Origin of the sequence: Rhodobacter sp. Har01 (assembly GCF_020564565.1) — a bacterium.
GTDB lineage: Bacteria > Pseudomonadota > Alphaproteobacteria > Rhodobacterales > Rhodobacteraceae > Pseudogemmobacter.
In genome coordinates, this window is sequence record NZ_JAJCTD010000001.1 from 405731 (window position 1) to 429267 (window position 23537).

General features: G+C 67.6%; 24 protein-coding genes. 14 read left to right on the forward strand and 10 right to left on the reverse strand.

What is annotated here, in order from left to right:
* The first annotated feature begins 23 nt into the window (after positions 1-23).
* The gene (locus tag LHP98_RS01940) at positions 24-716 is read left to right on the forward strand and encodes an MBL fold metallo-hydrolase (protein ID WP_227250808.1); all 693 of its coding nucleotides are present in this window, start codon (positions 24-26) and stop codon (positions 714-716) included.
* 4 nt (positions 717-720) lie between these two features.
* Here LHP98_RS01940 and LHP98_RS01945 read toward each other — a convergent pair whose 3' ends face one another.
* Positions 721-1089 carry a DUF305 domain-containing protein gene (locus tag LHP98_RS01945; RefSeq protein ID WP_227250809.1) on the reverse strand — a complete coding sequence of 123 codons (369 nt, stop codon included), beginning with the start codon at positions 1087-1089 and terminating at the stop codon, positions 721-723.
* A 196-nt stretch (positions 1090-1285) separates the two neighbouring features.
* Here LHP98_RS01945 and LHP98_RS01950 point away from each other — a divergent pair, with 196 nt between their 5' ends.
* The 3 genes from LHP98_RS01950 (at position 1286) to LHP98_RS01960 (ending at position 3145) form a co-directional block, all read left to right on the forward strand.
* On the forward strand, positions 1286-2077 hold the full coding sequence (locus LHP98_RS01950) for a gamma-glutamyl-gamma-aminobutyrate hydrolase family protein (RefSeq protein ID WP_227250810.1): 792 nt from the start codon (positions 1286-1288) through the stop codon (positions 2075-2077).
* A gap of 40 nt (positions 2078-2117) precedes the next feature.
* Entirely contained in the window at positions 2118-2345 is a 228-nt protein-coding gene (locus LHP98_RS01955; RefSeq protein WP_227250811.1) for an N-(5'-phosphoribosyl)anthranilate isomerase, read from the forward strand.
* Positions 2346-2458: 113 nt separating this feature from the next.
* Positions 2459-3145, forward strand: a complete 687-nt coding sequence (locus LHP98_RS01960; protein ID WP_227250812.1) for a D-lyxose/D-mannose family sugar isomerase — start codon at positions 2459-2461, stop codon at positions 3143-3145.
* On the opposite strand, the gene LHP98_RS01965 is transcribed toward LHP98_RS01960, so the two are convergent.
* Complete coding sequence (locus tag LHP98_RS01965; RefSeq protein ID WP_227250813.1) at positions 3117-3827, reverse strand: helix-turn-helix transcriptional regulator; 711 nt, start codon at positions 3825-3827, stop codon at positions 3117-3119. The genes LHP98_RS01960 and LHP98_RS01965 overlap by 29 nt on opposite strands.
* Before the next feature lie 89 nt (positions 3828-3916).
* Between LHP98_RS01965 and LHP98_RS01970 the strand changes: the two genes are divergently transcribed.
* Complete coding sequence (locus tag LHP98_RS01970; RefSeq protein ID WP_227250814.1) at positions 3917-4534, forward strand: glutathione S-transferase family protein; 618 nt, start codon at positions 3917-3919, stop codon at positions 4532-4534.
* A 59-nt stretch (positions 4535-4593) separates the two neighbouring features.
* Here the strand turns inward: LHP98_RS01970 and LHP98_RS01975 are convergent, their stop codons facing one another.
* Entirely contained in the window at positions 4594-5562 is a 969-nt protein-coding gene (locus LHP98_RS01975; protein ID WP_227250815.1) for a L,D-transpeptidase, read from the reverse strand.
* Between the two features lie 157 nt (positions 5563-5719).
* On the reverse strand, positions 5720-6916 hold the full coding sequence (kynU, locus tag LHP98_RS01980) for a kynureninase (RefSeq protein ID WP_227250816.1): 1197 nt from the start codon (positions 6914-6916) through the stop codon (positions 5720-5722).
* A 142-nt stretch (positions 6917-7058) separates the two neighbouring features.
* Here kynU and LHP98_RS01985 point away from each other — a divergent pair, with 142 nt between their 5' ends.
* The 7 genes from LHP98_RS01985 (at position 7059) to LHP98_RS02015 (ending at position 15220) form a co-directional block, all read left to right on the forward strand.
* Complete coding sequence (locus LHP98_RS01985) at positions 7059-7544, forward strand: methyltransferase family protein (RefSeq protein WP_227250817.1); 486 nt, start codon at positions 7059-7061, stop codon at positions 7542-7544.
* 94 nt (positions 7545-7638) lie between these two features.
* Entirely contained in the window at positions 7639-9210 is a 1572-nt protein-coding gene (locus tag LHP98_RS01990; protein WP_227250818.1) for a Re/Si-specific NAD(P)(+) transhydrogenase subunit alpha, read from the forward strand.
* Positions 9211-9220: 10 nt separating this feature from the next.
* Positions 9221-10666 (forward strand): NAD(P)(+) transhydrogenase (Re/Si-specific) subunit beta, encoded by a 1446-nt coding sequence (locus tag LHP98_RS01995; RefSeq protein WP_227250819.1) that lies wholly within the window; start codon positions 9221-9223, stop codon positions 10664-10666.
* Positions 10667-11011: 345 nt separating this feature from the next.
* Entirely contained in the window at positions 11012-12130 is a 1119-nt protein-coding gene (locus tag LHP98_RS02000; protein WP_227251529.1) for an extracellular solute-binding protein, read from the forward strand.
* A 183-nt stretch (positions 12131-12313) separates the two neighbouring features.
* Positions 12314-13396 carry an ABC transporter ATP-binding protein gene (locus tag LHP98_RS02005; protein WP_227250820.1) on the forward strand — a complete coding sequence of 361 codons (1083 nt, stop codon included), beginning with the start codon at positions 12314-12316 and terminating at the stop codon, positions 13394-13396.
* Positions 13397-13400: 4 nt separating this feature from the next.
* Positions 13401-14327, forward strand: coding sequence for an ABC transporter permease (locus LHP98_RS02010; RefSeq protein ID WP_227250821.1), 927 nt, complete (start codon positions 13401-13403; stop codon positions 14325-14327).
* 11 nt (positions 14328-14338) lie between these two features.
* Complete coding sequence (locus tag LHP98_RS02015) at positions 14339-15220, forward strand: ABC transporter permease (protein WP_227250822.1); 882 nt, start codon at positions 14339-14341, stop codon at positions 15218-15220.
* A gap of 80 nt (positions 15221-15300) precedes the next feature.
* On the opposite strand, the gene LHP98_RS02020 is transcribed toward LHP98_RS02015, so the two are convergent.
* On the reverse strand, positions 15301-16098 hold the full coding sequence (locus tag LHP98_RS02020; RefSeq protein WP_227250823.1) for an alpha/beta hydrolase: 798 nt from the start codon (positions 16096-16098) through the stop codon (positions 15301-15303).
* 244 nt (positions 16099-16342) lie between these two features.
* On the opposite strand from LHP98_RS02020, the gene LHP98_RS02025 reads away from it, so the two are divergent.
* Together LHP98_RS02025 and LHP98_RS02030 are read left to right on the forward strand one after the other, a co-directional pair.
* Positions 16343-17056, forward strand: coding sequence for a GntR family transcriptional regulator (locus LHP98_RS02025; RefSeq protein WP_227250824.1), 714 nt, complete (start codon positions 16343-16345; stop codon positions 17054-17056).
* A 71-nt stretch (positions 17057-17127) separates the two neighbouring features.
* Positions 17128-18606 (forward strand): FGGY-family carbohydrate kinase, encoded by a 1479-nt coding sequence (locus LHP98_RS02030; protein ID WP_227250825.1) that lies wholly within the window; start codon positions 17128-17130, stop codon positions 18604-18606.
* 35 nt (positions 18607-18641) lie between these two features.
* On the opposite strand, the gene LHP98_RS02035 is transcribed toward LHP98_RS02030, so the two are convergent.
* The 5 genes from LHP98_RS02035 to LHP98_RS02055 all read right to left on the reverse strand — a co-directional run bounded on the left by LHP98_RS02035 (position 18642) and on the right by LHP98_RS02055 (position 23479).
* The gene (locus LHP98_RS02035) at positions 18642-20597 is read right to left on the reverse strand and encodes a TRAP transporter large permease (protein ID WP_227250826.1); all 1956 of its coding nucleotides are present in this window, start codon (positions 20595-20597) and stop codon (positions 18642-18644) included.
* A complete protein-coding gene (locus tag LHP98_RS02040; RefSeq protein WP_227250827.1) occupies positions 20594-21217 on the reverse strand; it encodes a TRAP transporter small permease subunit in 624 nt (207 codons plus the stop codon). The genes LHP98_RS02035 and LHP98_RS02040 overlap by 4 nt, the downstream gene beginning before the upstream one ends.
* 221 nt (positions 21218-21438) lie before the next feature.
* Positions 21439-22275, reverse strand: a complete 837-nt coding sequence (locus tag LHP98_RS02045; RefSeq protein WP_227250828.1) for an arginyltransferase — start codon at positions 22273-22275, stop codon at positions 21439-21441.
* Positions 22276-22421: 146 nt separating this feature from the next.
* Positions 22422-22907, reverse strand: a complete 486-nt coding sequence (locus LHP98_RS02050; protein WP_227250829.1) for a DUF2852 domain-containing protein — start codon at positions 22905-22907, stop codon at positions 22422-22424.
* A 95-nt stretch (positions 22908-23002) separates the two neighbouring features.
* The gene (locus LHP98_RS02055; protein ID WP_227250830.1) at positions 23003-23479 is read right to left on the reverse strand and encodes a YbaK/EbsC family protein; all 477 of its coding nucleotides are present in this window, start codon (positions 23477-23479) and stop codon (positions 23003-23005) included.
* Between the last annotated feature and the right edge of the window lie 58 nt (positions 23480-23537).

The following is a 23537-nucleotide window of genomic DNA, read 5'->3' on the forward strand; positions in this document are numbered from 1 at the left end:
AAGCGACGCAATGGGGGGGCAGGATGTGGTTTCGCTGGAATGCGGTGGCCCCCGGCGTCTGGCGTGGCGAAGAGCCGGCGGTGGACCCGATGTTCCGCGCTGCTTTCGTTTCGGTGACAGGCCGCGACGCCGACCTGCAGTACGACTTCGGCTGCGGGCTGGTGCCCTTGCGCCCCGCGCTGCCGCTGTCGGGCGGGCCGGTGATCGCGGTCGCCAGTCACGCCCATGTCGACCACATCGGCGGCTTTCACGAATTCGCCGATCGCCGCGGCCATGCCTCCGAGGCGGTGGGCTTCGCCGGCCTGCCCGGCTGTCCGACCTTCGCAGAGGAGTTCCGCACCTGGCCGGGCGGGCCGGCTGAGGCGGTCTCGGTGGAAGGCTGGACCCTGCGGCCCGCCGCCCTGACGGCGACCCTCGCTGAGGGCGACCGGATCGACCTGGGTGACCGGGTCTTCACCGTGCTGCATCTGCCCGGCCATTCGCCCGGCGGCATCGGGCTTCTGGACCCGGCCGACGGGCTGTTGCTGTCGGGCGACGCGATCTATGACGACGTGATCTTGGACGATCTGCCCGGGGCCTCGATTGAGGACTATTTCGCCACGATGGAGCGGCTGCGCCGCCTGGACTGCCGGCTGGTCATCGGCGGGCACGGGCCGCCGATGGGCCGGGCGCGGATGGTCGCGGTGGCCGAGGCCTGGCTGAAGGCCCGCAGCTGAACCCTCAGTTGCCGTGAGTTGCCAGCCATTCGGTCATCCAGGCAATCTCGGCCTCTTGCGCGGCAATCACGCCTTCGGCCAGCTTGCGCACTTCGGGATCGGCGCCGTGGTCCAGCACCACCCGGGCCATGTCGATGGCGCCCTGGTGATGCGGGATCATCCCGCGCACGAAATCGACATCGGCGTCGCCGGTGAAGGCGATGTCCATGCCGGTGTGCATCTTCATGTTGGCCTCCATGTAGGCCAGGGTCGAGGCGGATTCGGCGCCGGTCATCATGTGGCCGCTGTGGTCCATCGTGCCTTCGGCCAGAAGCGGCAGGGCGGCCAGGCCAAGGACGGCGGCGGCAAGGGCGAGGCGGGGCTTCGGGATCATCGGGGTTACCTTCCGGGTTTACCTTCCAGTCTGCCCGGACAGGATCGCACTCTCCGGTAACTGGAAGGAAAGTCACGGTTGGGTGAGCGTCCGCACTTTCGCAAGGCAAGAGACAGGCTGTGCGCGGCTTGGCTCTTCACCGGCGCGGTCAAGGGGCGTATCCTTCGACCAAATCGGGCTTTCCGGAAATGCGGGCATGTCCTGTCTCACCTGCCGCCGTCCAGTCGTCGGGATCATCGGCAACGCTTATGCGTTGAACGACCGCTATCCGGTGCATGCCGGGGGCACGATGAATTCGGAAGCCGTGGCCGATGTGGCGGGCTGCCTGCCGCTGATCATTCCATCCGACCCGCGCTACGTCTCGGTCGAGGAACTGTTGGCGCTGTGTGACGGGTTCCTGCTGACCGGAGGGCGGCCGAACGTGCATCCCAGCGCCTATGGCGAGCAGGAAACGCCCGCGCATGGCGCTTTTGACCGCAGCCGCGATGCGATCACGCTGCCCTTGATCCGGGCCTGCGTCGAGCGTGGCCAGCCGTTCTTCGGCATCTGCCGCGGGTTCCAGGAACTGAACGTGGCCATGGGCGGCAGTCTGCACCCTGAAATCCGCGAGTTGCCGGGGCGGATGAACCACCGGATGCCGCCCGAGGCCAGTCTGGAGGAACAGTTCGCCCTTCGCCATCCGGTGCGGTTCACGCCCGGGGGGGTGTTCCACCGGCTGATGGGGGCGGATGAGGTGATGACCAACACCTTGCACGGCCAGGGGATCGCCCGGGCGGGGGCGCGGATCGTGGTTGACGGGGTGGCCGAGGATGGCACGCCCGAGGCGATCTATGTCCGGGACGCGCCAGGGTTCACGCTGTCGGTGCAGTGGCACCCCGAGTGGCGCGCGGGCGAGGACCCGGTGTCGCGGCCGCTGTTTCAGGCCTTTGGTGCGGCCTGTGCCGACTGGGCGGCAGGCCAGCGCGCGCGGGCGATGGTCGCCGAATAGGCATAACGTTTCGTTAACGATGCTGCGGCAGGCTGGCGGCATGACCTCAGCCCTGCACGCCACGCCACAGCAGTTCTATTCCGAGCTTTTCGGATCGCGCGCTGCGCGCAACGGCGAGGTCATTCGCCGCAAGATTCGGGATGTTGAGCGCATTGTCGGTCGCGAAGCATTTCTTCAAGAGATGCAGCGGCGCGGCTACGCGGTCGTCGAGAATGCCGGTCAGTATGTGATCTTCTGCAACCGAGATCCCATTCGCCGCCTGGCGTGACCCGATTTCCGAAGTCGGAAATCGTGGACGGAATTCGACTTCGAATTCCGGCGCCCGGTGACATCTGGCGGGAAATGCCGTCAAATGGTCGCGCCAGTCAGGGAGGGCGGCGCATGAAACGGTCCCGCATCAACGCGATCATGTCAGCCGCGGACGAGATGATCCGCCGGCACGGCTTCGTTCTGCCGCCCTTCGCCTTCTGGTCTCCGGACCAGTTCCGCGCCCGTCGCGACACCGCCCGACGGGTGATCGAGGCCCGCTGCGGTTGGGACATCACCGACTACGGCCAGGGCCGGTTCGACGAGATGGGGTTGTTCCTGTTCACCCTGCGCAACGGCAGCTTGGCCGACCTGCAGCGCGGTGGCGGCATGTGCTATGCCGAAAAGCTGCTGATCAGCCGGCAGGACCAGCTTTCCCCCATGCACACCCATATCCTGAAGGCCGAGGACATCATCAACCGGGGCGGCGCCACCCTTGTGGTGCAGCTATACGGCAGTGACGACGCCGGCCGCTTTGCCGAAGACCGCGGCGGTCGGGTGCGCTGCGACGGCATCGACCGCGCCTATGGCCCGGGCGAGAAGCTGCGCCTTGCCCCCGGAGAAAGCGTCACCCTGATGCCCGGCGACTGGCATGCCTTCTGGGGCGAAGGCGGCGACGTGCTGATCGGCGAGGTCTCGACCGTCAACGACGACCTGACCGACAACATCTTCCGCGAGCCTATCGGCCGCTTTGCCGACGTCGAGGAGGACGAGCCGCCGACCCATCTTCTGGTCAGCGACTACGACCGCTGGCTGGCCTGACTCCGGCGCGCAACTGGTCGATGAAGCGGCGCAGAAGCGCCACGCGGCGGGGGCGGAAGCTGTCTTCGGCAAGCCGGACTTCGGACATTTCCGACAGGTGAAACCGCCGGAAATCCTGGCGCAGGCAGCACCAGGCCAGGCACATCAGCGCGCTGTCCAGATAGACCAGCGCCAGGGGCCAGATCCGGCGGCGGGTCAGGCTGCCGTCCCGGTCGCGGTAGGCGATGTCCAGAGCGCGCTCGTCCCAGGCGGCTTGGCGCACCAGGGCCATGTGTGGCGGTGCCGGCGGCCGGGTCTCGCCGCGATAGACCTGGTGGGTGGCGTGGATCGCCTGCCGCTGGACGCGCTCGGGCAGGGTGGCGACGATCTTGGCCAGCGCCAGATCGGCTGCCCGGGCCAGCTCGGCATCGCCGGCCAGCCGCACTTCGGCAAGGCCCATCACCAGCGCCTCGACCTCGAGCCGTGTGAACATCTGCGGCGGCAGGGCCGGGTCTTCGGCCAGGGTATAGCCCAGACCCGCCGCCCCTTCGATCCGCGCCCCTCCGGCGCGCAGCGCGTCGATGTCGCGATAGAGGGTCCGCAGGCTGACCGAGGTTTCTGCGGCCAGGCGCGCGGCCGTCACCGGCTGCGGCAGGCGACGCAGCACATCGAGAAGGCGGAACAGGCGGTCGGCACGGGCCATGGCTGCTGACAGATTCTGACAGGAGACCGGCAGTATACCGGGGCAGGGCCGGATCGCAACGACCGGGCCAGGCCAAGAGGAGACCGCCCATGCTGACCTTCTTTCATGCCCCGAACAGCCGCTCGACCCGCGTCCTGGCGCTGCTGCGCGAGATGGACGCGACCGACGCGGTGGACATCCGCCTGACCGACATCCCGCGGCGGGACGGCACCGGCCACCGCGACCCCGGCAATCCGCACCCCGAAGGCAAGGTGCCGGCGCTGCTGCATGACGGGACCCTGGTCACCGAGACTGCCGCGGTGATGCTGTATCTGACCACGCTGTTTCCCGACCGGGGACTGGCGCCGGTGCCGGGCGATCCGGCCCATGGCGCCTGTCTGGGCTGGCTGTTCTGGTATGGCAACGTGATGGAGCCGGTGCTGATCCATGAAGCCGCGGACCTGTCGCACCCCTTCCTCGACGCCACCTTCCGCGGCCCGGCCGAGGTCGCGGCGCGCATCTCGGCCGCGCTGGAACGGGGGCCCTGGCTGTTGGGCCAGCGGTTCTCGGCGGCGGACCTGCTGGTGCATTCGGCCTATGCCTGGTTCCGCGAGACGATGCCGCAGGATGCGCGCATCCGTGACTGGGTGGACCGCTGCGTCGACCGCCCGGCGCTGCGCTGGGCGGCCGAGCAGGATGCGGCCTGGGCGGCTGCGGCAGCCGCCTGACTGCAGCAAGGGCCGCCCGATGGGCGGCCCTTGCCAGGACAGGGTTGCGATGCGCCGGATCAGTTCGACGGGCAGGCGCCGTTGACCAGAGGCACCGCGCAGGCCGGGGCCGGCGCGACCGCCGGAGCCGGGGCCGCCGGAGCCGGGGCCGCCGGAGCGGCCGGAGCGGCGGCGGGCACCACCGGGGCAGCGGGGGCCGGCGCAGCGCCGGTCACGATCGAGGGCGGCGGCAGGACATTCAGCGTCGGCATCGCCGGGGCGGCCACGACCGCTGCGGCGGGCTTTTTCGACACCGCCGGCGGTTTCGGGATCGACAGGCCCTTCGGCATCTCGCCCGAGGCGGTGAGCACGATCACCTTTTCGCCGCCCTTGACCCGCTCGAACAGGTCCATCACGTCCTGGTTGATCATCCGGATGCAGCCGGACGAGGCATTCCGGCCGATCGACTGCCATTCCGGGGTGCCGTGGATGCGGTAGCCGTAATCCACCCCGCCCGAGGTCAGGTAGATGGCACGCGCGCCCAAGGGGTTGGTCGGACCGCCGGGCTGGCCGTTTTCCCACTTCGACAGTTCCGGCTTGCGGGCGATCATCTCTTTCGGCGGCGTCCAGGTCGGCCAGTGCTTCTTTTCGGCCACGATGGCCGTGCCCGACCACTGGAAGCCGGCCTTGCCGACGGCGATGCCGTAGCGCAGGGCCTTGTTGCGGCCCATGATGTAGTAAAGCACCTTTTGCCGCGGGTCGATGATGATCGTCCCCGGGGCTTCGTTGCTGGTGTATTCGACGACCTGGCGGCGGAAGGCGGCGGGGATCTGCTCGACCGGCAGGGCCGGGACCGTATAGACGCCGTCCGATTTGGCGACATAGACGTTGTCGTCGGCCTTGGGCAGCGCGGGCGCGTTCGAGGTGCTGCCAACCGGCTGGCCGGTCATCGGATCGACGCAGGCGGCAAGAAGGCTTGCGGCCAGAATGGCCACGACGGGGGTTTTCAGCAGGGCGGGCACACCGGACAATCGCATCGCTTGGCTCATCTGTTTATGTCCCGGGAACGGAGGTTCCCGGAAACGGTTGCCGCGACCCTAGAGGATGCCTGCCTCAGCGTCAAACCGCGCATCGATCCCGATGATGACAGGATTGTGAAAATCCGTCGGTGTTGTGAGAATCCGTCGGTCTTGCCGGCGTCGCAGCTCAGGTCACGCCGGCGCGGGTCTTGAATTCCGGACGGTCCCAGGTGCCCTTGGCCATGATGGCTGCAAGGATCGCGGCCGCGCGGTCGATGTCGGCCTCGTCGATGTAGAGCGGCGTCACACCGAAGCGCAGGATGTCGGGGGCACGGAAGTCGCCGATCACGCCTTCGGCGATCAGGGCCTGCATGATGGCATAGCCTTCGGGGTGGCGGAAGCTGACCTGGCTGCCGCGGCTTTCGTGGTCGCGGGGGGTGGCCAGGGTCAGGGCGGGGCAGGCGGCTTCGACCGCGGCGATGAAGCGGTCCTGCAGCGCCAGCGCGCGGGCGCGCAGGTCGTTCAGGTCCACGGCGTCCCAGACGTCCAGCGCGGCATCGAGGGCGGCAAGTTGCAGGATGGGGGGCGTGCCGACGCGCATCCGCTCGATGCCCTGGCCGGGGCGATAGTCCAGGTCGAAGGCGAAGGGCGCCGCATGCCCCAGCCAGCCCGAAAGCGCGGGGCGGGCGGCGTCCTGATGGCGCGGCGCGACGTAGATGAAGGCCGGGCCGCCGGGGCCGGAGTTCAGGTACTTGTAGCTGCAGCCCACGGCAAAGTCGGCGCCGTCGCGGGCCAGGTGCACCGGAAAGGCGCCAGCGGAATGCGCCAGGTCCCAGACCACCAGCGCGCCGTGCGCATGCGCCTTCCGGATCAGTCGCGCCATGTCGTGGCGGCGTCCGGTGCGGTAGTCGACCTCGGTCAGCATCAGGACGGCGACGGTGCCGTCGATGGCCTCTTCCACCGCCTCGGGGGCGACGGTGCGCAGGGCATAGCCCTGGCCCAGGGTGCGCACCAGCCCGTCGGCCATATACAGGTCGGACGGGAAGTTGCCGGTGTCGGACAGGATCACCCGGCGGCCGGGGTTCATTTCCACCGCCGAGGCCAGCGCCTGGTAGACCTTGATCGACAGCGTGTCGCCCATCACCACGCTGCCGGGTTCCGCGCCAACCAGTCGGGCGATGCGGTTGCCGACGCGGGCCGGCATCTCCATCCAGCCGGCCGCGTTCCAGCCGCGGATCAGCATCCGGCCCCATTCGGCGGTGACTGTGGTCTGCAGGCGCTGTTCCACCCCGCGCGGCAGCGGACCCAGCGAGTTGCCGTCAAGGTAGATCACCCCTTGGGGCAACAGGAACTGGCGCTTGGTGGCGGCGAAATCGGTGGACATGCGAGGACCCTTTTTCTGCTGGTCCGGTCATGCCTCAGGGCCGGCGGAATGCCAAGGTCCAAGTTCCCTTGGCGCGGCATGCTGGCGGCTTGCCATTCCGCGGCAGGACCCCGAAGCTGGTGCCACAAGAAGGGGATGCAGGATGCGCGAACTCAAGGAACTTGACTATCCGCCGGTCTGGACGGCGATGGCGGTGCTGGTCGCCTGGCAACTGGGGCGGCTGTGGCCCTGGGGTTTTCTGGGAGTGGTCGGGTCGTTTCTGGGCCTGGCGCTGGCGATCTTCGGCGCGATTCTGATGGTCTTCGCGTCGGGGCAGATGTTCCTGGCCCGCACCACGGTCATTCCGCACAAGACCCCGACCACGATCGTGCGAAGCGGGCTTTACGCCGTCACCCGCAACCCGATCTATCTGGGCGATCTGCTGATCTTTGCCGGCGCGCTGGTGTATTTCGGGGCGCTCTGGGCGCTGCCGCTGCTGGTGCCGTTCGTCTGGATCATCGAGACCCGGTTCATCCTGAGCGAGGAAGCGCGGTTGCGGGCCGCCTTCCCGGCCGAGTTCGACGCCTGGTCGCAGCGCACGCAGCGCTGGATCAACTGGCTGCCCTTCGGCAACGGCCTGCGGCGATGATGCATCTGCAGCACGCGCAATTCGGGATTGAAAGAAAGTTGCGCGCCGCGTAGGGACGCGGTGGTGAAATCGGCCGGCACGGGAGGTGAGGGCGGTGAAGATCGGTGCTTTGACGGAAGTGTTCGCAGGCGAGAACCGGGTGGCGATGACGCCCGAATCGGCGCTGGCCATCCAGAAGCTGGGGCACAGCTGCTGCATCCAGGCGGGCGCGGGCGAAAAGGCGGGCTTCACCGACGCGGCCTATGCCGCGGCCGGGGTCGAGGTGCTGGCGGATGCCGCGGCGGTGCTGAAGGCCGCCGAGGTGGTGGTCAAGGTGCGCGGGCCGGATGCGGATGAGGCCAAGGCCCTGGGCAAGGGCCAGACGCTGATCAGCTTCTTCTGGCCGGCGCAGAACCCGGAATTGCTGGAAACCGTCAAGGACCGCGGCGCCACCGTTGTCGCCATGGACATGGTGCCCCGCATCAGCCGGGCGCAGAAGATGGATGCGCTGTCGTCGATGGCCAACCTCGCCGGCTACCGCGCGGTGATCGAGGCGGCGAACAACTTCGGCCGCTTCTTCACCGGGCAGGTGACGGCCGCCGGCAAGATCCCCCCGGCCAAGGTGCTGGTGGTGGGGGCGGGCGTGGCCGGTCTGGCGGCGATCGGCGCCAGCGTCAGCCTGGGCGCCGTGACCTATGCCTTCGACGTGCGCCCCGAAGTGGCCGAGCAGATCGAATCGATGGGGGCCGAGTTCGTTTTCCTCGACTTCGAGGAAAAGCAGGACGGCGCGGCGACGGGCGGCTATGCGGCCCCCTCGTCCCCTGAATTCCGCGAAAAGCAGCTGGCCAAGTTCCGCGAACTGGCGCCCGAGATGGACATCGTCATCACCACGGCGCTGATCCCCGGCCGCCCGGCGCCCAAGCTGTGGACCGAGGACATGGTCCGCGCGATGAAGCGCGGCAGCGTGATCGTCGATCTGGCGGCCGAGCGGGGCGGCAACTGCGACCTGACGGTGCCGGATGAAAAGATCGTCACCGACAATGGCGTGACCATCGTCGGCTACTCCGACTTCCCCAGCCGGATGGCGGCCCAGGCCAGCAGCCTTTATTCCAACAATATCCGCCACATGCTGACCGACCTGACGCCCAAGAAGGATGGCGTCATCCACCACAACATGGAGGATGACGTGATCCGCGGCGCCACCGTGGCGCATGACGGTGCGGTCACCTATCCGCCGCCGCCGCCCAAGGTGCAGGCCATTGCCGCCGCGAAACCCAAGGAAAAGGCCAAGGAACTGACCCCCGAGGAACGCAAGGCCAAGGAACTGGCTGCGTTCAAGAAGCAGACCCAGACCCAGGTGGGCATGCTGGCGGGCGGCGGGTTGCTGCTGGCACTGGTCGGGCTTTACGCGCCCGCCAGTTTCATGAGCCACTTCATCGTCTTTGCCCTGGCCTGCTTCGTGGGCTTCCAGGTGATCTGGAACGTCTCGCATTCGCTGCACACGCCCTTGATGGCGATCACCAACGCGATTTCCGGCATCATCGTGCTGGGGGCCCTGTTGCAGATCGGCTCGGGCAACTTCTTCGTGCTGATCTTCGCCACCGTCTCGGTGCTGATCGCAACCATCAACATCGTCGGCGGCTTCCTGGTCACGCGCCGGATGTTGGCCATGTTCCAGAAGTCGTGAGGGCCGCGCCATGAGCATCGGATTGACCCAGGGCGCCTATATCGCGGCTGCTGTTCTGTTCATCCTCGCGCTGGGGGGGCTTTCGGGCCAGGAAAGCGCCAAGCGGGCCGTCTGGTACGGCATCGTCGGCATGGGCATCGCGGTTGTCGCCACGATCTTCGGGCCGGAAGTGTCGCTTGGCTTCTTCAGCGGCCTGTTCCTGATCGCCGCGCTGGCTGGGGGCGCGTTCCTCGGCTGGAAGGCCGCGACCATGGTGCAGATGACCGAGATGCCGCAGATGGTGGCGGCGCTGCACAGCTTCGTCGGCCTGGCGGCGGTGTTCATCGGCCTGAACGCGCATATCGAGGCCGCCCGGGTGCTGGGCATGGACGAAGCGGCGCGGCAGGCCCTCGCCGGGTTCGGCGCCGTTCTGGCGCACAAGACGCCGGTCGAGTTCAACATCCTGCGGGTTGAGGTGTTCCTGGGCATCTTCATCGGCGCGGTGACCTTCACCGGCTCGGTGGTGGCCTTCGGCAAGCTGGCCGGCAAGATCGACGGCAAGGCCAAGCAATTGCAGGGCGGGCACCTGTTGAACGCTGGCGCGGCGCTGCTGTCGGTGCTGATGCTGGTGTTCTACCTGCAATCCGCCTCGATCTTCCCGCTGTTCCTGATGACGGCGCTGGCCTTCTTCATCGGCTATCACCTGATCATGGGCATCGGCGGCGCCGACATGCCGGTGGTGGTGTCGATGCTGAACAGCTACTCGGGCTGGGCCGCGGCGGCGATCGGCTTTACCCTGGGCAACGACCTGCTGATCGTGACCGGCGCGCTGGTGGGCTCCTCGGGGGCGATCCTGAGCTACATCATGTGCAAGGCGATGAACCGCAGCTTCATCAGCGTGATCCTCGGGGGCTTCGGCAACACCACCGGCCCGGCGATGGAGATCGCCGGCGAGCAGATCGCCATCGACGCCGACGGCGTGGCGGCGGCGCTGAACGACGCTGACAGCGTGATCATCGTGCCGGGCTACGGCATGGCGGTGGCGCAGGCGCAGCAGTCGGTCAGCGAATTGACCCGCAAGCTGCGCGCGCGCGGCAAGACCGTGCGCTTTGCCATCCACCCGGTGGCGGGCCGTCTGCCGGGCCACATGAACGTGCTTCTGGCCGAGGCGAAGGTGCCCTATGACATCGTGCTGGAGATGGACGAGATCAACGACGATTTCCCCTCGACCGACGTCGCCATCGTCATCGGGTCGAACGACATCGTGAACCCGGCGGCGCAGGAAGACCCCAACAGCCCGATCGCCGGCATGCCGGTGCTGGAGGTCTGGAAGGCCAAGCAGGTGTTCGTCTCCAAGCGCGGCCAGGGCACCGGCTATTCCGGCATCGAGAACCCGCTGTTCTACAAGGACAACACGCGGATGTTCTACGGCGACGCCAAGAAAAGCCTGGATGCGCTGATCCCGATGATCGACTGATCCCGGGTCTGCAATCGACGACCGGCAAAGGGGGCTTCGGCCCCCTTTTTCATCCGCACGGCGGCCGGCAAGCGCGGCGCCGGGGCCACTTGCCCGCCTGGGTTGAGAAACCCCTTCCGCCCGACAAAATTCCGGCTGCGGGCCGTGCCCGGCGTGCGAGGTGCGTTGACAGCCAGGGGGGCGGCTGGCCTATGCTGCGACGCGCAGGGTTCCGTCAGGCCAGGCCACAATCTGATTGTTACCGGAAGGTGCAAGAAGGCGGTCGCCGGCGGAACCCGACCCAACGACGGCGGGACCACCCGCCGCGCAACTGAAAGACGTCAACCAGGGAGTACGACCTTGACCATGAAATCCACTCTGAACCGCCGCCGGTTCCTGAAGGCCTCGGCGGCTGGCGCGGGCCTTCTGGCCGCGCCCTCGATCATCTCGGCGCAGACGACCTCTTCTTCGGGCGTCATCAACTTTGTCGGCTGGGCGGGCTATCCCGCGCTGACCGAAACGGTGTTCCCGGCCTTCGAGAAGGCCACCGGCATCAAGGTGAACTTCAAGGAACTGCCCGACCAGGACACCATGTTCGCCGAAGCCAAGGTGGCACTGGAAGCCGGCGGCATCGACATCATCGAACCGACCATCGACCGCTGGGGCGGCTGGAACTCGAACGGCCTGCTGCAGCCCTTCGACGAGGCGAAGCTGGCGATGGACAACTATCTGCCGGGCCTGGCCGACGGTTCGGCCGGCGAACGCAGCCGGGCCGACGGCAAGCTGTTTTACGTGCCGTCGAACTGGGGCACCGAGTCGCTGGTGGTGAACGAAGCCGAGGCCAAGCTCAGCTCTCCGCCCAGCCTGGGCGACCTGTTCAACCCGGCGAACTCGGCGGTGCTGCGCCCGCATTCGACGCTGGCCGCGATGGGCCGCTGGCTGGACGCGCAGGGCAAGCTGCCGCGGCCGTGGATGGACGGCTACACCGACATGGCCGCCATGGTCGAGCTGTGGGACATCGCGCTGGCCGAGGCGACCAAGCTGAAGGGCAACGTCGTGCAATGGTGGTCGGGCGAGAACGAGGCCAACGCCGGCTTCACCGCCAATGGTGCCACCATCGGCCTGTGCTGGGATTCGACCGGCTTCAACCTGCGCAACGACGGCTACAAGTATGTGGCCCCGGTCGAGGGCGCCTTCGCCTGGCATCAGGGCTTTGTGCTGATGAAGAACGCCGCCAACATCGAACAGGCGCATGAGTTCGTCAAATACGTCTCGACGGCCGAAGGCGCTTCGGGATGGGCCTCGGCCTTCTCGTCGAACCCGGTCGGCAAGGGTGCGGCCGAACTGATGAACCCCGATGTGTCGACCTACTACAACGGCACCTTCAACGACGAGGCGCTGTCCAAGCTGTGGTGGTGGCCCGACCAGTCGGCCGAATTCATCGCCAAGCGCACCGAATACGCCGACAAGTACAAGGCGTCCTGATCCGGCGCCGACCCGAGACGACGCGCCGGGCCCTTCTTGGGGCCCGGCGTGCCTGTTTTCGGCGCGGGACGGTCGCTTTGGGCGCAAGCCCGCATCGCCGTCCGGCGATACCCATTGCGCGCGCGGCGCGGCCTGCTTAGCCTTGCGCCAAACAAAGAAAACACGACAGGGGGACCACGCGCGATGAGCGCCGGAATCGATCTGGAAAACGTCTGCTGCGACTTCGGAAGCTTCCGCGCGGTGGATCATGCGAATGTCTCGGTGCGCCCGGGCGAATTCTTCTCGTTCCTCGGCCCTTCGGGCTGCGGCAAGACCACCATCCTGCGCATGGTCTCGGGCTTCATCGAGCCGTCGCGGGGCGTGATCCGGATCGGCGGCAAGGACGTGCGCGGCCAGCGCCCGAACCAGCGCCCGACGGCGCTGATCTTCCAGAACCTGGCGCTGTTCCCGCTGATGCCGATCTGGGAGAACATCACCTTCGGGCTTGAGGTGCGCGGGGTGGACAAGACCACCCGGCGGGCCAAGGCCGACGAGTTGTTGAGGCTGGTGGACCTGCCGGGCGCCGCCGACAAGATGGTCAGCCAGCTTTCGGGCGGCCAGAAGCAGCGCGTCGCCATCGCCCGCGCGCTGGCGGTCGAGCCGCAGGTGATGCTGCTGGACGAGCCGCTTTCGGCGCTGGACCTCAAGCTGCGCCAGCACATGCGGGCGGAACTGCGGGCGATCCAGAAGCGCACCGGCGTCACCTTCATCTACATCACCCACGACCAGGGCGAGGCTCTGGCGATGTCGGACCGGGTGGGCGTCATGTCCCAGGGCCGTATCCAGCAGATCGCCGACCCGCGCGACATCTACAACAATCCGGTGAACGGATTCGTCGCCGCTTTCGTGGGGGAAAACAACGTCTTCACCGGCGATGTTCAGAACCCGTCGCAAGGCATGGCCAGCTTTGCCACGCCGCATGGCACGTTTCGCGCCCGGCTGGGCGACATCGCCGGCCAGACCAACGTCAAGCTTTACGTCCGGCCCGAGCACACCGCGCTGACCAAGGCGCCGGGTCCCGAGAACTCGATCCCCGTGACCATCACCGAGGTGTCCTTCGAGGGCAACTTCATCTCGGTCCTGGCGCTGTCGGACAGCGGCGCCCGGCTGACGGCCGAGATCCGCAACGACGGCGCCGCGACGGTGCCGGAGATGGGCGCGAAGATGCACATGAGCTTTGACGCCGCGCGCGCCTCTATCCTGCCCGACGCCGACGTGCGGAGCTGACGCCATGCATGACATGATGCGCCGCTATGGCCCGGGGTTGACGCTGCTGATCTGCCTTCTGGTGGCGTTCTGGCTGCTGATGCTGGTGATCGTGCCGAACATCACGCTGTTCGAGCAGAGCTTCCGCCCCTACCTGCCGGTGGTCGAAGTGGGCGGGCCGAAGGATTTCTACTCGTTCGACAACTACATGAAGGTGTTCGACGGCAACGTCGAGAAATCCCTGTTCGGCATGTCCTTCGAGATTCCGGTGCATGTCTACACCTTCTTCCTGACCATCCTCTATTCCATGCTGGTCACGCTGGTCTGCTTTGCGATGGCCTACCCGCTGGCCTATTACATGGCCAAGATCGTCAATCCGACGACGCTGCCGACGCTCTTGCTGATGCTGTTCATTCCGCTTTGGGTCAGCGAGGTGCTGCGCGCCTTTGCCTGGTGGATCATCCTGGCCTTCAAGGGCCCGCTGAACGCGCTGCTGCAGGGCATCGGCCTGATCGAGGACCCGATCCGCTGGACCAACATGGGCTATACCGGCGTGGTGATCGGGCTGATCTACACCTACGTCCTGTTCATGCTGTTCCCGATCTACAACGCGATCCAGTCGCTGGACACCAACCAGATCGAGGCGGCCGAGGACCTGGGCGCGCCGTGGTGGAAGACGCACTGGCGCATCGTGCTGCCGCATGCCAAGCCCGGCATCGCCAGCGGGTCGGTCATGGTCTTCATGCTGTCGGCGGGCTCGCTTCTGGTGCCGTCCATCCTGGGCTCGACCACCTCGCAATGGTTCACCCAGACCATCGACCAGTGGTTCAAGGACGCGCTGGACTGGAACACCGCCAGCGCCTACGCCTTCATCCTGCTTTTCCTGTGCACCGTCTTTGTCAGCCTGGCGCTGTGGGTGTTCAAGGTCAAGCTGTCCGACATCGCGAAGTAGGGGGCGGACCGATGCACAAGCTGCGGCTGAACCTTTCCCACCTCTACGCGCTGCTGTTCCTGGTCTATCTGATCGCACCGCTGGTGGTGATGTCGGGGGCGGCCTTCAACGACAACAAGCTGCCGTCGATCGTGCCCTGGAAGGGTTGGACCGGGCGCTGGTTCGTCGATCTCTGGCACGACGAGCGGATGCTTCTGGCCTTTGCCAACACGCTGTGGGTTGCGGCGGCGGTGGCGGTGATCTCGGTCGTCGTCGGCACGGCGGCGGCAATCCTGATCAACTCGATCTCGGGCCGGGTGCGCACCGTGCTTTACGGCATGATGATCGCGACGATCCTGATCCCCGGCGTGGTGATCGGCATCTCGACGATGATCATGTGGACCAAGCTGGGCGGCGTCCTGTTCGGCGTGGACAAGCCGTTCCCGTTCATCCCCGGCCTGCATCTCAGCGTTCTGGGCCAGGTCAGCTACATCGCCGCGATGGTGATGCTTCTGGTGCTGGCGCGGCTGCAAAGCTTTGATGCCGGGTTGGAGGAGGCGGCGCTGGACCTGGGTGCAAGCCACGGCCAGGTGATGCGGCGCATCTTGCTGCCGCATCTGTATCCGGCCATCGGGGCGGGCGCGGCGGTGGCCTTCTTCCAGTCGATCGAGAACTTCAACGTCACCCAGTTTACCCGCGGCGGTGCCGATACGCTGACGGTCTATGTGTTCTCGAAAGTGCGATCCGGGATCACCCCCACGATCAATGCCCTGGCCTTCCTGCTGATCTGTTTCACGCTGTTGCTGGCCGCGGCCTACGAGATCAACCGGCGCCGGCTGGCCCGGATCGAGGCCACCCGGCAGGCCGAGGCGCGACGGGCCGAAGAGATGGCGGAAGTCACCGGTCTGGCCTGAGTGTGGCCTGAGCTTGGCGTGAGCCTGGCTCCGGAAGGCGCAGGGACCGCGCGGCGCCGTTTCGGGGCGGCGTCTTTGGGTTACCGCCCGATCAGGGTCGCGACCAGGTCCGAGCCGGGATCGGCCAGCGCGTCGATGACGTCGAAATGGTGCCGGTCCGGCGCGACGGTCCAGGGGCAGGCCCATTCCTCGGCCAGCACCCGCGCCTGCCACAGGAAGGCGGGCCGCTCGGCCGCGCCGACCCAGACATGGGCCGAGGTTCCGGGCCGCAGGGCCAGCCGCGCCGGGCTTTCCGCGGCCGCCTCGGCCGGATCGATCCGCAGCGTTGCGTTCATCCGGGTGGCCATCAGCGGGCCAAGCTCTGCCAGTGGCGAGATCGGCACCACCCGCGCCACCGGCGCGGCGATATCGGCGCAGCCCATGCGGGCGGCCAGATGCCCGCCGGCGGAATGCCCGGCCACCACCAGTGGCCCTGGCACCAGAGCCGCAACCGCCCGGCAGGCCGCGGCGATTTCCAGCGTGATCGCGGAAATCCGGGCCTGGGGCGCCAGCGTGTAAGACGGCAGCGCCACCGCCCAGCCCCGCGCCAGCGGCCCGGCCGCCAGATGCGACCAGACTTCGCGGCCGAAGGCCATCCAGTAGCCGCCATGGACAAACACCACGCAGCCCTGCGGGGCACCCTCGGGCAGGAACAGGTCGAACCGCTGCCGATCATCCGGGCCATGTGGCAGGCCCAGCCGCGCGCGGGTCGCAACGGCAGCGCGGAAGGCTGCGGCTTCTGCGGCCCAGCGGGCCGGATAGGCCTCGCCCCCGGCAATGAAGGCGCCGTTGGCATAGTCGCGGTCCGGGTCGGGCCAGGCATAGGGCGGGCGGGTCACGTCACTGCTCCGGACATTCGGGGCGGCACTTGGGCGCAAGAGCGCATCCGGGGCAGGCTGCGCAGTCCCGGGGAGAGGCCCTGCACCGGGTGTCCGGCGGGCAGGTTGCCAGGCACGATCACTGCCTTGTCGCGCGGCTGCAGGCGGCTGGTGCCCTTGGCCATGTCGTCCCCGGATTCCTTGACAGGCTGCCCCCTCGGCCTAACATGTTAGTATGCTACATGAACGCGAAGGCCGGCCACAAGTGGAACCCGTCGATCAGCGGCTTCGGCCGCTGGGCAACTTTTCCGGCTCGCTGGGGCAGCGGGTCTATCAGTCGTTGCGCGAGGCGATTCTGCGGCTGAGCTTCAGGCCCGGCGATGCCCTGCGCAAGCCGGAAATCTGCAAGACGCTGGGGGTCAGTCGCAGTCCGGTCGCGGATGCCGTGGCGCGGCTTTCGGCGGAAGGCCTGGTTGACGTGGTGCCCCAGGCCGGCAGCTATGTCGCCCGCTTTTCGATGGCAGAGATCCGCGAGGGCGCGTTCCTGCGCGAGGCGATCGAACTGGCGGCGATCGAGCGCGTTTCGGGCAGTGTCACCGAAGCCCAGCTTGGCCTGCTGCGCCGCAATCTGAGGCTGCAGGCAGCCCTGGTGGCCGAGGGCGACGTCGCCGGTTTCTACCTGGCCGATGCCGAGATGCACGAGCTGATCCTGTCGTTCACCGGGTTTCGCCACCTGGCCCAGGTCAGCCAGACCGCCTGGCTGCATGTGAACCGTGCGCGCCAACTGGTGCTGCCGGTGTCGGGGCGGATGGAACAGACCCTCGCCGAGCACCAGGCAATTCTGGCGGCCCTTGAGGCGCACGATCCGCGGGCGGCCCGGATGGCGGTCAAGCTGCACCTGAGCCAGCTTGTGCGGTTTCTCGAACCGCTGGAACGCGACCACCCCGAGCTGTTCAACCCCGGCAAGGATGCCGGCTGATCGGCTTGCGCCGGGCCTTTCCGGCCCTGCGCTTTCGCGCTAGCGTCGGGCCGTCAGGAAAGGCGCGACCCATGACCTACACCCTGGGCATCGACATCGGGACCTTCGAGTCGAAGGGCGTCCTTGTCGATGGCGACGGGCGGATCGCAGCCCAGGCCAGCAGACCGCACCGGATGCTGGTGCCGCGTCCCGGCTGGGCCGAGCATCGCGCAGACGAGGACTGGTGGGGCGACTTCGTGGCGATCACCAGGGACCTGGTCGCAACCTCGGGCGTGGCGCCTTCGACCATCCGGGGCGTTGCGGCCAGCGCCATCGGCCCTTGCATGCTGCCGGTGGATGCGACCGGCAAGCCGTTGATGAACGGCGTGCTTTACGGCGTCGATACCCGCGCGACGGCCCAGATCGCCCGGCTGAATGCGGCCATCGGCGAAGACCGCATTCTGGAGCATTGCGGCAATGCGCTGACCTCGCAGGCGGTGGGGCCGAAAATCCTGTGGCTGAAAGAGACCCACCCCGAGCTGTTCGCCCGGACGGCGAAGGTGCTGACCTCGACCAGCTACATCACCTGGAAGCTGACCGGGGAGCACGTCATCGACCACTACACGGCGGCGAACTTCTCGCCGTTCTATGACGTCAACCGGCTGCGCTGGACGGCCGAACTGGCCGATTTCATCGGCCCGGACCGGTTGCCGCGGCTGATGTGGTCCACCGACATTGCCGGGGCGGTCACCGCAGCGGCGGCGGCCGAAACCGGGCTGGCCGAGGGCACGCCGGTCACCTGCGGCACCATCGACGCGGCGGCCGAGGCGGTCAGCGTCGGCGTGCAGCATCCCGGCGAGATGATGCTGATGTATGGCTCGACCATCTTCATCATCCAGGTCACCGACCGGCCGGTGCGCGATGCGCGGCTGTGGTATGCGCCCTGGCTGTTTCCGGGCATGCATGCCTCGATGGCGGGGCTGGCCACCAGCGGCACGCTGACCCACTGGTTCCGCGATTGCCTTGCGCCGGGGCTGGACTTCGCCGATCTGACGGCCGAGGCGGCGGCCAGTCCCAAGGGGGCCAAGGGGTTGCTCTGCCTGCCCTATTTCTCGGGCGAGCGAACCCCGATCCATGACCCGAAGGCAAAGGGCTGTTTCTTCGGACTGGACCTGACCCACACCCGCGGAGACCTGTATCGGGCGGTGCTGGAAGGGATCGCGGCCGGCACGGCGCATGTCCTTGACACCTGCCGCGAAGTGGGCGCGACGCCCGCCCGCGTGCTGGCCGTCGGTGGCGGGACGAACAACGCGGTCTGGATGCAGGCGACCTCGGACCTGGCGGGGGTGCCGCAACTGGTTTGCGAGAAGACCATGGGCGCAAGCTATGGCAACGCCTTTCTGGCGGCGGTGGCGACGGGCGCGGTCATGCCGGACGAGATCGGACGATGGAACCGGGTGATGCGCACGGTCGAGCCGCAGGCGGTGGCGGCCTACGGGCGGCAGTATCCGCTGTGGAAGGCGCTGTACCGCCAGACCCGGGACATCGCCCACGCCCTGGCCGAGGGCTGACCCCGGCCGCTGGCCCGTTGCAGGCCCGCCGGCGGTCAGGGATTGACGACCGGCGGGTTCAGTTGCGGGCCGCCCAGGTTCGGCACGGGGATCGCCGGTGCGGCCGGTTCGGGGGCGGGTGCGGGGGCGGGCGGCTCGGCGGTGCCGAAGCTGGGCGCGCCAAGCGCCGGTGCGCCGGGCAGGGCAGGTGCGGGCGCGGGCGCGGGCGCGGGCGCGGGGGCCGTGCCTTCGGTTCCGAAGCTGGGGGCGCCAAGGGCGGGCGGCGCCGTGCCGCCGCCGGTGCCGAAGTTCGGCACGCCGAGGCCGGGTGCTCCAAGGCCGGGTGCGCCCAGGCTGGGCGTTCCGGGGGCCGGGGCGGTGCTGCCGCCGGGGGCCAGCGGGACAAGGCCGGGCATCTTGATCTCGACCGAGGTCGGGTCCACCGTGGGGGCCTTGTAGTGCATCACCATGCCCGGGAAGCCAATGGTCACCCCGATCATCACCACCTGGATCACCACGAAGGGAATTGCGCCCCAGTAGATCTGCCCGGTCGAGACGCCGGCCAGCCGCTCGCCCGTCACCTTGTCGGTATAGGGCGACTTGGGCGCCACCGAGCGCAGGTAGAACAGCGAGAACCCGAACGGCGGGTGCATGAACGAGGTCTGCATGTTCACCGCCAGGATCACCCCGAACCAGATCAGGTCGATCCCCAGCGCCTCGGCCGGGGCGACCAGCAGCGGCACGATGATGAACGCGAGTTCGAAGAAATCCAGGAAGAAGGCCAGCAGGAACACCAGGATCGAGACGATGATCAGGAACCCGGTCTGGCCGCCCGGCAGGCCGACCAGCAGGTGTTCCACCCAGACATGGCCGTTCACGCCGTAGAAGGTCAGCGAGAATACCCGCGCGCCGATCAGGATGAAGATCACGAAGGCCGACAGCCGCGTGGTCGAGGCCAGCGCCTGCGAGATCACGCCATAGTTCAGCCGGTTCTTCATCGCCGCCAGGACCATGGCACCCATGGCGCCCATGGCACCGCCCTCGGTGGGGGTGGCGATGCCAAGGAAGATGGTTCCCAGCACCAGGAAGATCAGCGCCAGCGGCGGGATCAGCACGCGGATCACCTGGCTGGCCAGCCGGGACAGCAGGTTCAGTCCCAGCGCCCCGTCAATCAGGGCATAGACATAGATCACGACGATGCCGATGGCGGCGCCGTAAAGGTCGGCGTCGGCGCCAAGGGTCGGATACAGCGTCACATGCGCCGCATAGCCGATCGCCATGCAGGCGGCCAGCGCGACCAGCAGCGAGGTGATGCCATGGCCCAGCGTGCGCGCCTCGGACGGCAGGGCAGGCATCCAGGCCGGCCGGATGATCGACACCAGGAAGACGTAGGCCATGTAAAGCCCGGTCAGCACCAGGCCCGGCACCAGCGCGCCGGCATACATGTCGCCGACCGACTTGCCCAGTTGGTCGGCCAGCACGATCAGCACCAGCGAGGGCGGGATGATCTGCGCCAGCGTGCCTGATGCGGCGATCACCCCCGAGGCCACCCGCCGGTCATAGCCGTAGCGCAGCATGATCGGCAGCGAGATCAGCCCCATCGCGATCACCGAGGCCGCCACGACTCCGGTGGTGGCCGCCAGCAGCGCGCCGACGATGATGACGGCATAGGCCAGGCCACCGCGGATCGGGCCGAACAGCTGGCCGACGGTGTCGAGCAGGTCTTCGGCCATGCCGGATCGTTCAAGCACGATGCCCATGAAGGTGAAGAATGGAATGGCCAGTAACGTCTCGTTCGACATCACCCCCCAGATGCGCTGCGGCATGCTGAACAGAAGTGGCCAGTCAAGCGTGATGGTGCCTTCGGAATAGGGCGCCAGCCAGACGCCGATGGCAAAGAACACCAGGCCGTTGGCGGCCAGTGAAAACGCGACCGGATAGCCCAGCAGCAGAAAGATCACCAGTGAGGCGAACATGATCGGCGCCATGCTGATGGCGATGAATTCGATCATTTGCGGGCCTCCTCGGTGCGGCGGGCGGCTTCCGCCAGCCGCGCCACTTCGGCAGCCAGCTCGGCGCCTTCCAGTTCGGCCGCCTCATGCGCCGAGACGAACGGGTGCGGGTCCTCCATGACGCCTCGCATCACCGCGATCTTCTTGATGATTTCCGAAATCGCCTGGGCGATCAGCAGAATGAAGCCAGCCGCCAGAAGGGCGCGTGCAGGCCAGATGATCAGGCCCCCGGCATTGGTCGAGATCTGGCCGATCTTCCAGGCCTGGTAGGCGTAGGGAACAAACATCCAGCTCATCAGCACCACGAAGGGCAGCAGAAAGAACACGTGGCCGAACAGGTCGATCCAGTGCTGGGTGCGGCGGGTGCGGGTGCCGTAGAAGATGTCGATGCGGATGTGCTCGTTCTGTTGCAGCGTGTAGGCGGCGGCGCCCATGAAGGCGGCACCGAACAGATACCATTGCAGTTCGAGAAGCGAGTTCGAGGACCAGTTGATCGCCTTGCGCATGATGGCATTGCCGGCGCTGACCAGGACGGCGATGAAGATCAGCCACATCACGCCCCGGCCGACCAGGGCCGTCATGCGGTCGATCAGGCGCGCCAGCGCCAGAAGTGGTTGCATCGGGCTCCCCCCTTGCGTTCGTTCACGCGCGGACCCGGCGGACTGCCGCCGCCTTCGGGCCGGTTTGTGCCACATAGTCAGCCAAATCGGGGAGCGTCAATCTCGACCTTGCGGGAGGGCGAAGCAGTCGCGGCCCTAGGTCGCAGTCGGGTCGGGGCCGCGGTCGGCTCTGCGGGCGGACGGCGCGGCGGTTGCGCCTTGCTGCGGCGTTCCGGTCAGGGTCAGTCGCGGGTCAACCGCGCCTCGGGCAGCGCGATGCGGGCGACCTGCTCGGCGATGGGATCGACCGACAGCGGGTGCAGTTCGGCGCCGTGAGCCGAGACCTCGCCGATCGGTTGCCACTGGCCGGTCTTGTAGATCTCAAGGGCCGAGAAGCCCGCCTTGTAGCCCATCTTGCGGCTGCCGGGCACCCAATAGCCGAGATAGACGAAAGGCAGGCCCGCTTCGCGCGCGATGGCGATGTGGTCGAGGATCACGTAGGTGCCCAGCGAACTGTCGGCGAGGTCGGGATCGTAGAAGCTGTAGACCATGGAGAGGCCGTCGTCGAAGACGTCCGTCAGGCAGACTGCGGCCAGCGGTCGGCCGCGTTCGCCGCGGCCAGAGGGACGGGTGTATTCGATCACCCGGCTCTTGATCGGGGTTTCCTCGATCATCGCGGCGAATTCGAAGATGTCCATGTCGGCCATGCCGCCATCGGCGTGGCGGCTGTCCAGATAGCGGCGGAACAGTTGGAACTGGTCCTCGGTGGCCCAGGGCGAGGTGGCGTTGCGCCGCAGATCGGCGCTTTTCTTCAGGATGCGCTTCTGGGTGCGGGAGGGTGCGAAATCCGCCACCCGGATGCGGGCGGAAAGGCAGGCCGAGCATTCCGCGCAGGACGGGCGGTACAGCACGTTCTGGCTGCGCCGGAAGCCCTGCTTGGACAGCGTGTCATTCAGCCGCTGCGCATGTTCGCCCTGCAAGGCAGTGAACAGCTTCCGCTCCATCCGGCCCTCGAGATAGGGGCAGGACTGCGGCGCCGTCACATAGAACTGGGGCGCGATGGGAAGCGTGTGGCGCATGGGCGCGGATCGGGTCGGTTCCGGTGACTGTCGGGGCAGAGCCTAGCAAGCCGCGAGGTTTCCGCCAAGGTCACAGTTTTGTCTGAATCATGCAAACGAAAACCCCGCCCGGGCGACCCGGGCGGGGCAGAAGGGTGCGCGAAGGATCAGTATTCGCCGCGCCGGCTGGTGTCCTCGGCCGGGCCGGCTTCGGTTTCGGCCGCGGGGCCGGTTTCGCGGGCAATGCGGGCACGGTCTTCCATGAAGCTGTCGAATTCCTTCTTGTCCTTCGACTCGCGCAGGCGTTGCAGGAAGGTCTCGAAGGCCTCCTGCTCGTCTTCCAGGCGCCGCAGGGTATCGGCCTTGTAGGCGTCAAAGGCGGCGTTGCCCGAGGGACGGAAGGCGGCCCGGTCAGAGCGGCCCCAATCGCGGCCCCAGGCGCGCGACTGGTCGTGGTTGCGGCCGTAGCCGTGACAGTTCTTTGCGAACATGCGTTTTCCCCAGATCATGTAGGCGAGAAGGGCAAGCCCGACGGGCCAGAAGACCACGAACCCCGCCACCATGGCGGCAATCCAGGCCCCCTTGCCCCGGGCATCGAGCCAGGTTTCGGCCCGGCGGACCCAGCCTTGCTGGGCGGTGGCAGTGGTGTTCATCGGCGGTGTCTCCCCGGTTGCGGTATGTGAATGGCTTTCACATCAGGCAAGATGGACCCTGTCGCCGAGTCGTTCAAGAGGGATGTGAAGAGAGTTTACATTGCACGGCAGAAGTCCGCGCGGATGGCCCCGGCGGCGCGGGCCAACTCGCCAGGGGCTGCGGGAAAGATGTGACGCGGGGTGCCGGCGGCGGCCCAGACCTGCGGGAAGTCCAGCAGCCTGGGGTCGATCCAGGCGGGCAGGGGGCTGAGATGGCCCAGCGGTGCGACGCCGCCGATGGCGAAGCCGGTGACATCGCGCACGGTCTGGCCATCGGCGCGGCCCAGCGGTTCACCCGTCAGCGCAGCGGCGCGGGCCTCGTCCACCCGGTTGCCGCCGGCGGTCAGGAACAGATAGAGGCGGCCGCTGCGCAGGCCCTGGAACAGGATCGACTTGACGATCTGGTCCAGCGCGCAGCCGGCGGCGGCGGCGGCCTGAACGGCGGTGCGGGTCTCGGCCGGCATCTCCAGCGGTTCGGCCGCCAGGCCCGAGGCCTGCAAGGCGGCGCGGACGCGGGCAAGGCTTTTCGACATGGGATGTCTCCGGGTTCGGCGGCAGCTTGGCCGGACCGGCCCCGCCGGGCAAGGCCGA

Coding starts and splice junctions, on each gene's coding strand:
- LHP98_RS01960 (WP_227250812.1), top strand. CDS start 2,459: ATGAAACGGTCCCGCATCAACGCGATCATGTCAGCCGCGGACGAGATG.
- LHP98_RS02000 (WP_227251529.1), top strand. CDS start 11,012: ATGAAATCCACTCTGAACCGCCGCCGGTTCCTGAAGGCCTCGGCGGCT.
- LHP98_RS02005 (WP_227250820.1), top strand. CDS start 12,314: ATGAGCGCCGGAATCGATCTGGAAAACGTCTGCTGCGACTTCGGAAGC.
- LHP98_RS02015 (WP_227250822.1), top strand. CDS start 14,339: ATGCACAAGCTGCGGCTGAACCTTTCCCACCTCTACGCGCTGCTGTTC.
- LHP98_RS02030 (WP_227250825.1), top strand. CDS start 17,128: ATGACCTACACCCTGGGCATCGACATCGGGACCTTCGAGTCGAAGGGC.
- LHP98_RS01940 (WP_227250808.1), top strand. CDS start 24: ATGTGGTTTCGCTGGAATGCGGTGGCCCCCGGCGTCTGGCGTGGCGAA.
- kynU (WP_227250816.1), bottom strand. CDS start 6,916: ATGTCCACCGATTTCGCCGCCACCAAGCGCCAGTTCCTGTTGCCCCAA.
- LHP98_RS02010 (WP_227250821.1), top strand. CDS start 13,401: ATGCATGACATGATGCGCCGCTATGGCCCGGGGTTGACGCTGCTGATC.
- LHP98_RS01950 (WP_227250810.1), top strand. CDS start 1,286: ATGTCCTGTCTCACCTGCCGCCGTCCAGTCGTCGGGATCATCGGCAAC.
- LHP98_RS02055 (WP_227250830.1), bottom strand. CDS start 23,479: ATGTCGAAAAGCCTTGCCCGCGTCCGCGCCGCCTTGCAGGCCTCGGGC.
- LHP98_RS01995 (WP_227250819.1), top strand. CDS start 9,221: ATGAGCATCGGATTGACCCAGGGCGCCTATATCGCGGCTGCTGTTCTG.
- LHP98_RS02045 (WP_227250828.1), bottom strand. CDS start 22,275: ATGCGCCACACGCTTCCCATCGCGCCCCAGTTCTATGTGACGGCGCCG.
- LHP98_RS01975 (WP_227250815.1), bottom strand. CDS start 5,562: ATGAGCCAAGCGATGCGATTGTCCGGTGTGCCCGCCCTGCTGAAAACC.
- LHP98_RS01970 (WP_227250814.1), top strand. CDS start 3,917: ATGCTGACCTTCTTTCATGCCCCGAACAGCCGCTCGACCCGCGTCCTG.
- LHP98_RS01945 (WP_227250809.1), bottom strand. CDS start 1,089: ATGATCCCGAAGCCCCGCCTCGCCCTTGCCGCCGCCGTCCTTGGCCTG.
- LHP98_RS02035 (WP_227250826.1), bottom strand. CDS start 20,597: ATGATCGAATTCATCGCCATCAGCATGGCGCCGATCATGTTCGCCTCA.
- LHP98_RS01965 (WP_227250813.1), bottom strand. CDS start 3,827: ATGGCCCGTGCCGACCGCCTGTTCCGCCTTCTCGATGTGCTGCGTCGC.
- LHP98_RS01985 (WP_227250817.1), top strand. CDS start 7,059: ATGCGCGAACTCAAGGAACTTGACTATCCGCCGGTCTGGACGGCGATG.
- LHP98_RS01955 (WP_227250811.1), top strand. CDS start 2,118: ATGACCTCAGCCCTGCACGCCACGCCACAGCAGTTCTATTCCGAGCTT.
- LHP98_RS02050 (WP_227250829.1), bottom strand. CDS start 22,907: ATGAACACCACTGCCACCGCCCAGCAAGGCTGGGTCCGCCGGGCCGAA.
- LHP98_RS02040 (WP_227250827.1), bottom strand. CDS start 21,217: ATGCAACCACTTCTGGCGCTGGCGCGCCTGATCGACCGCATGACGGCC.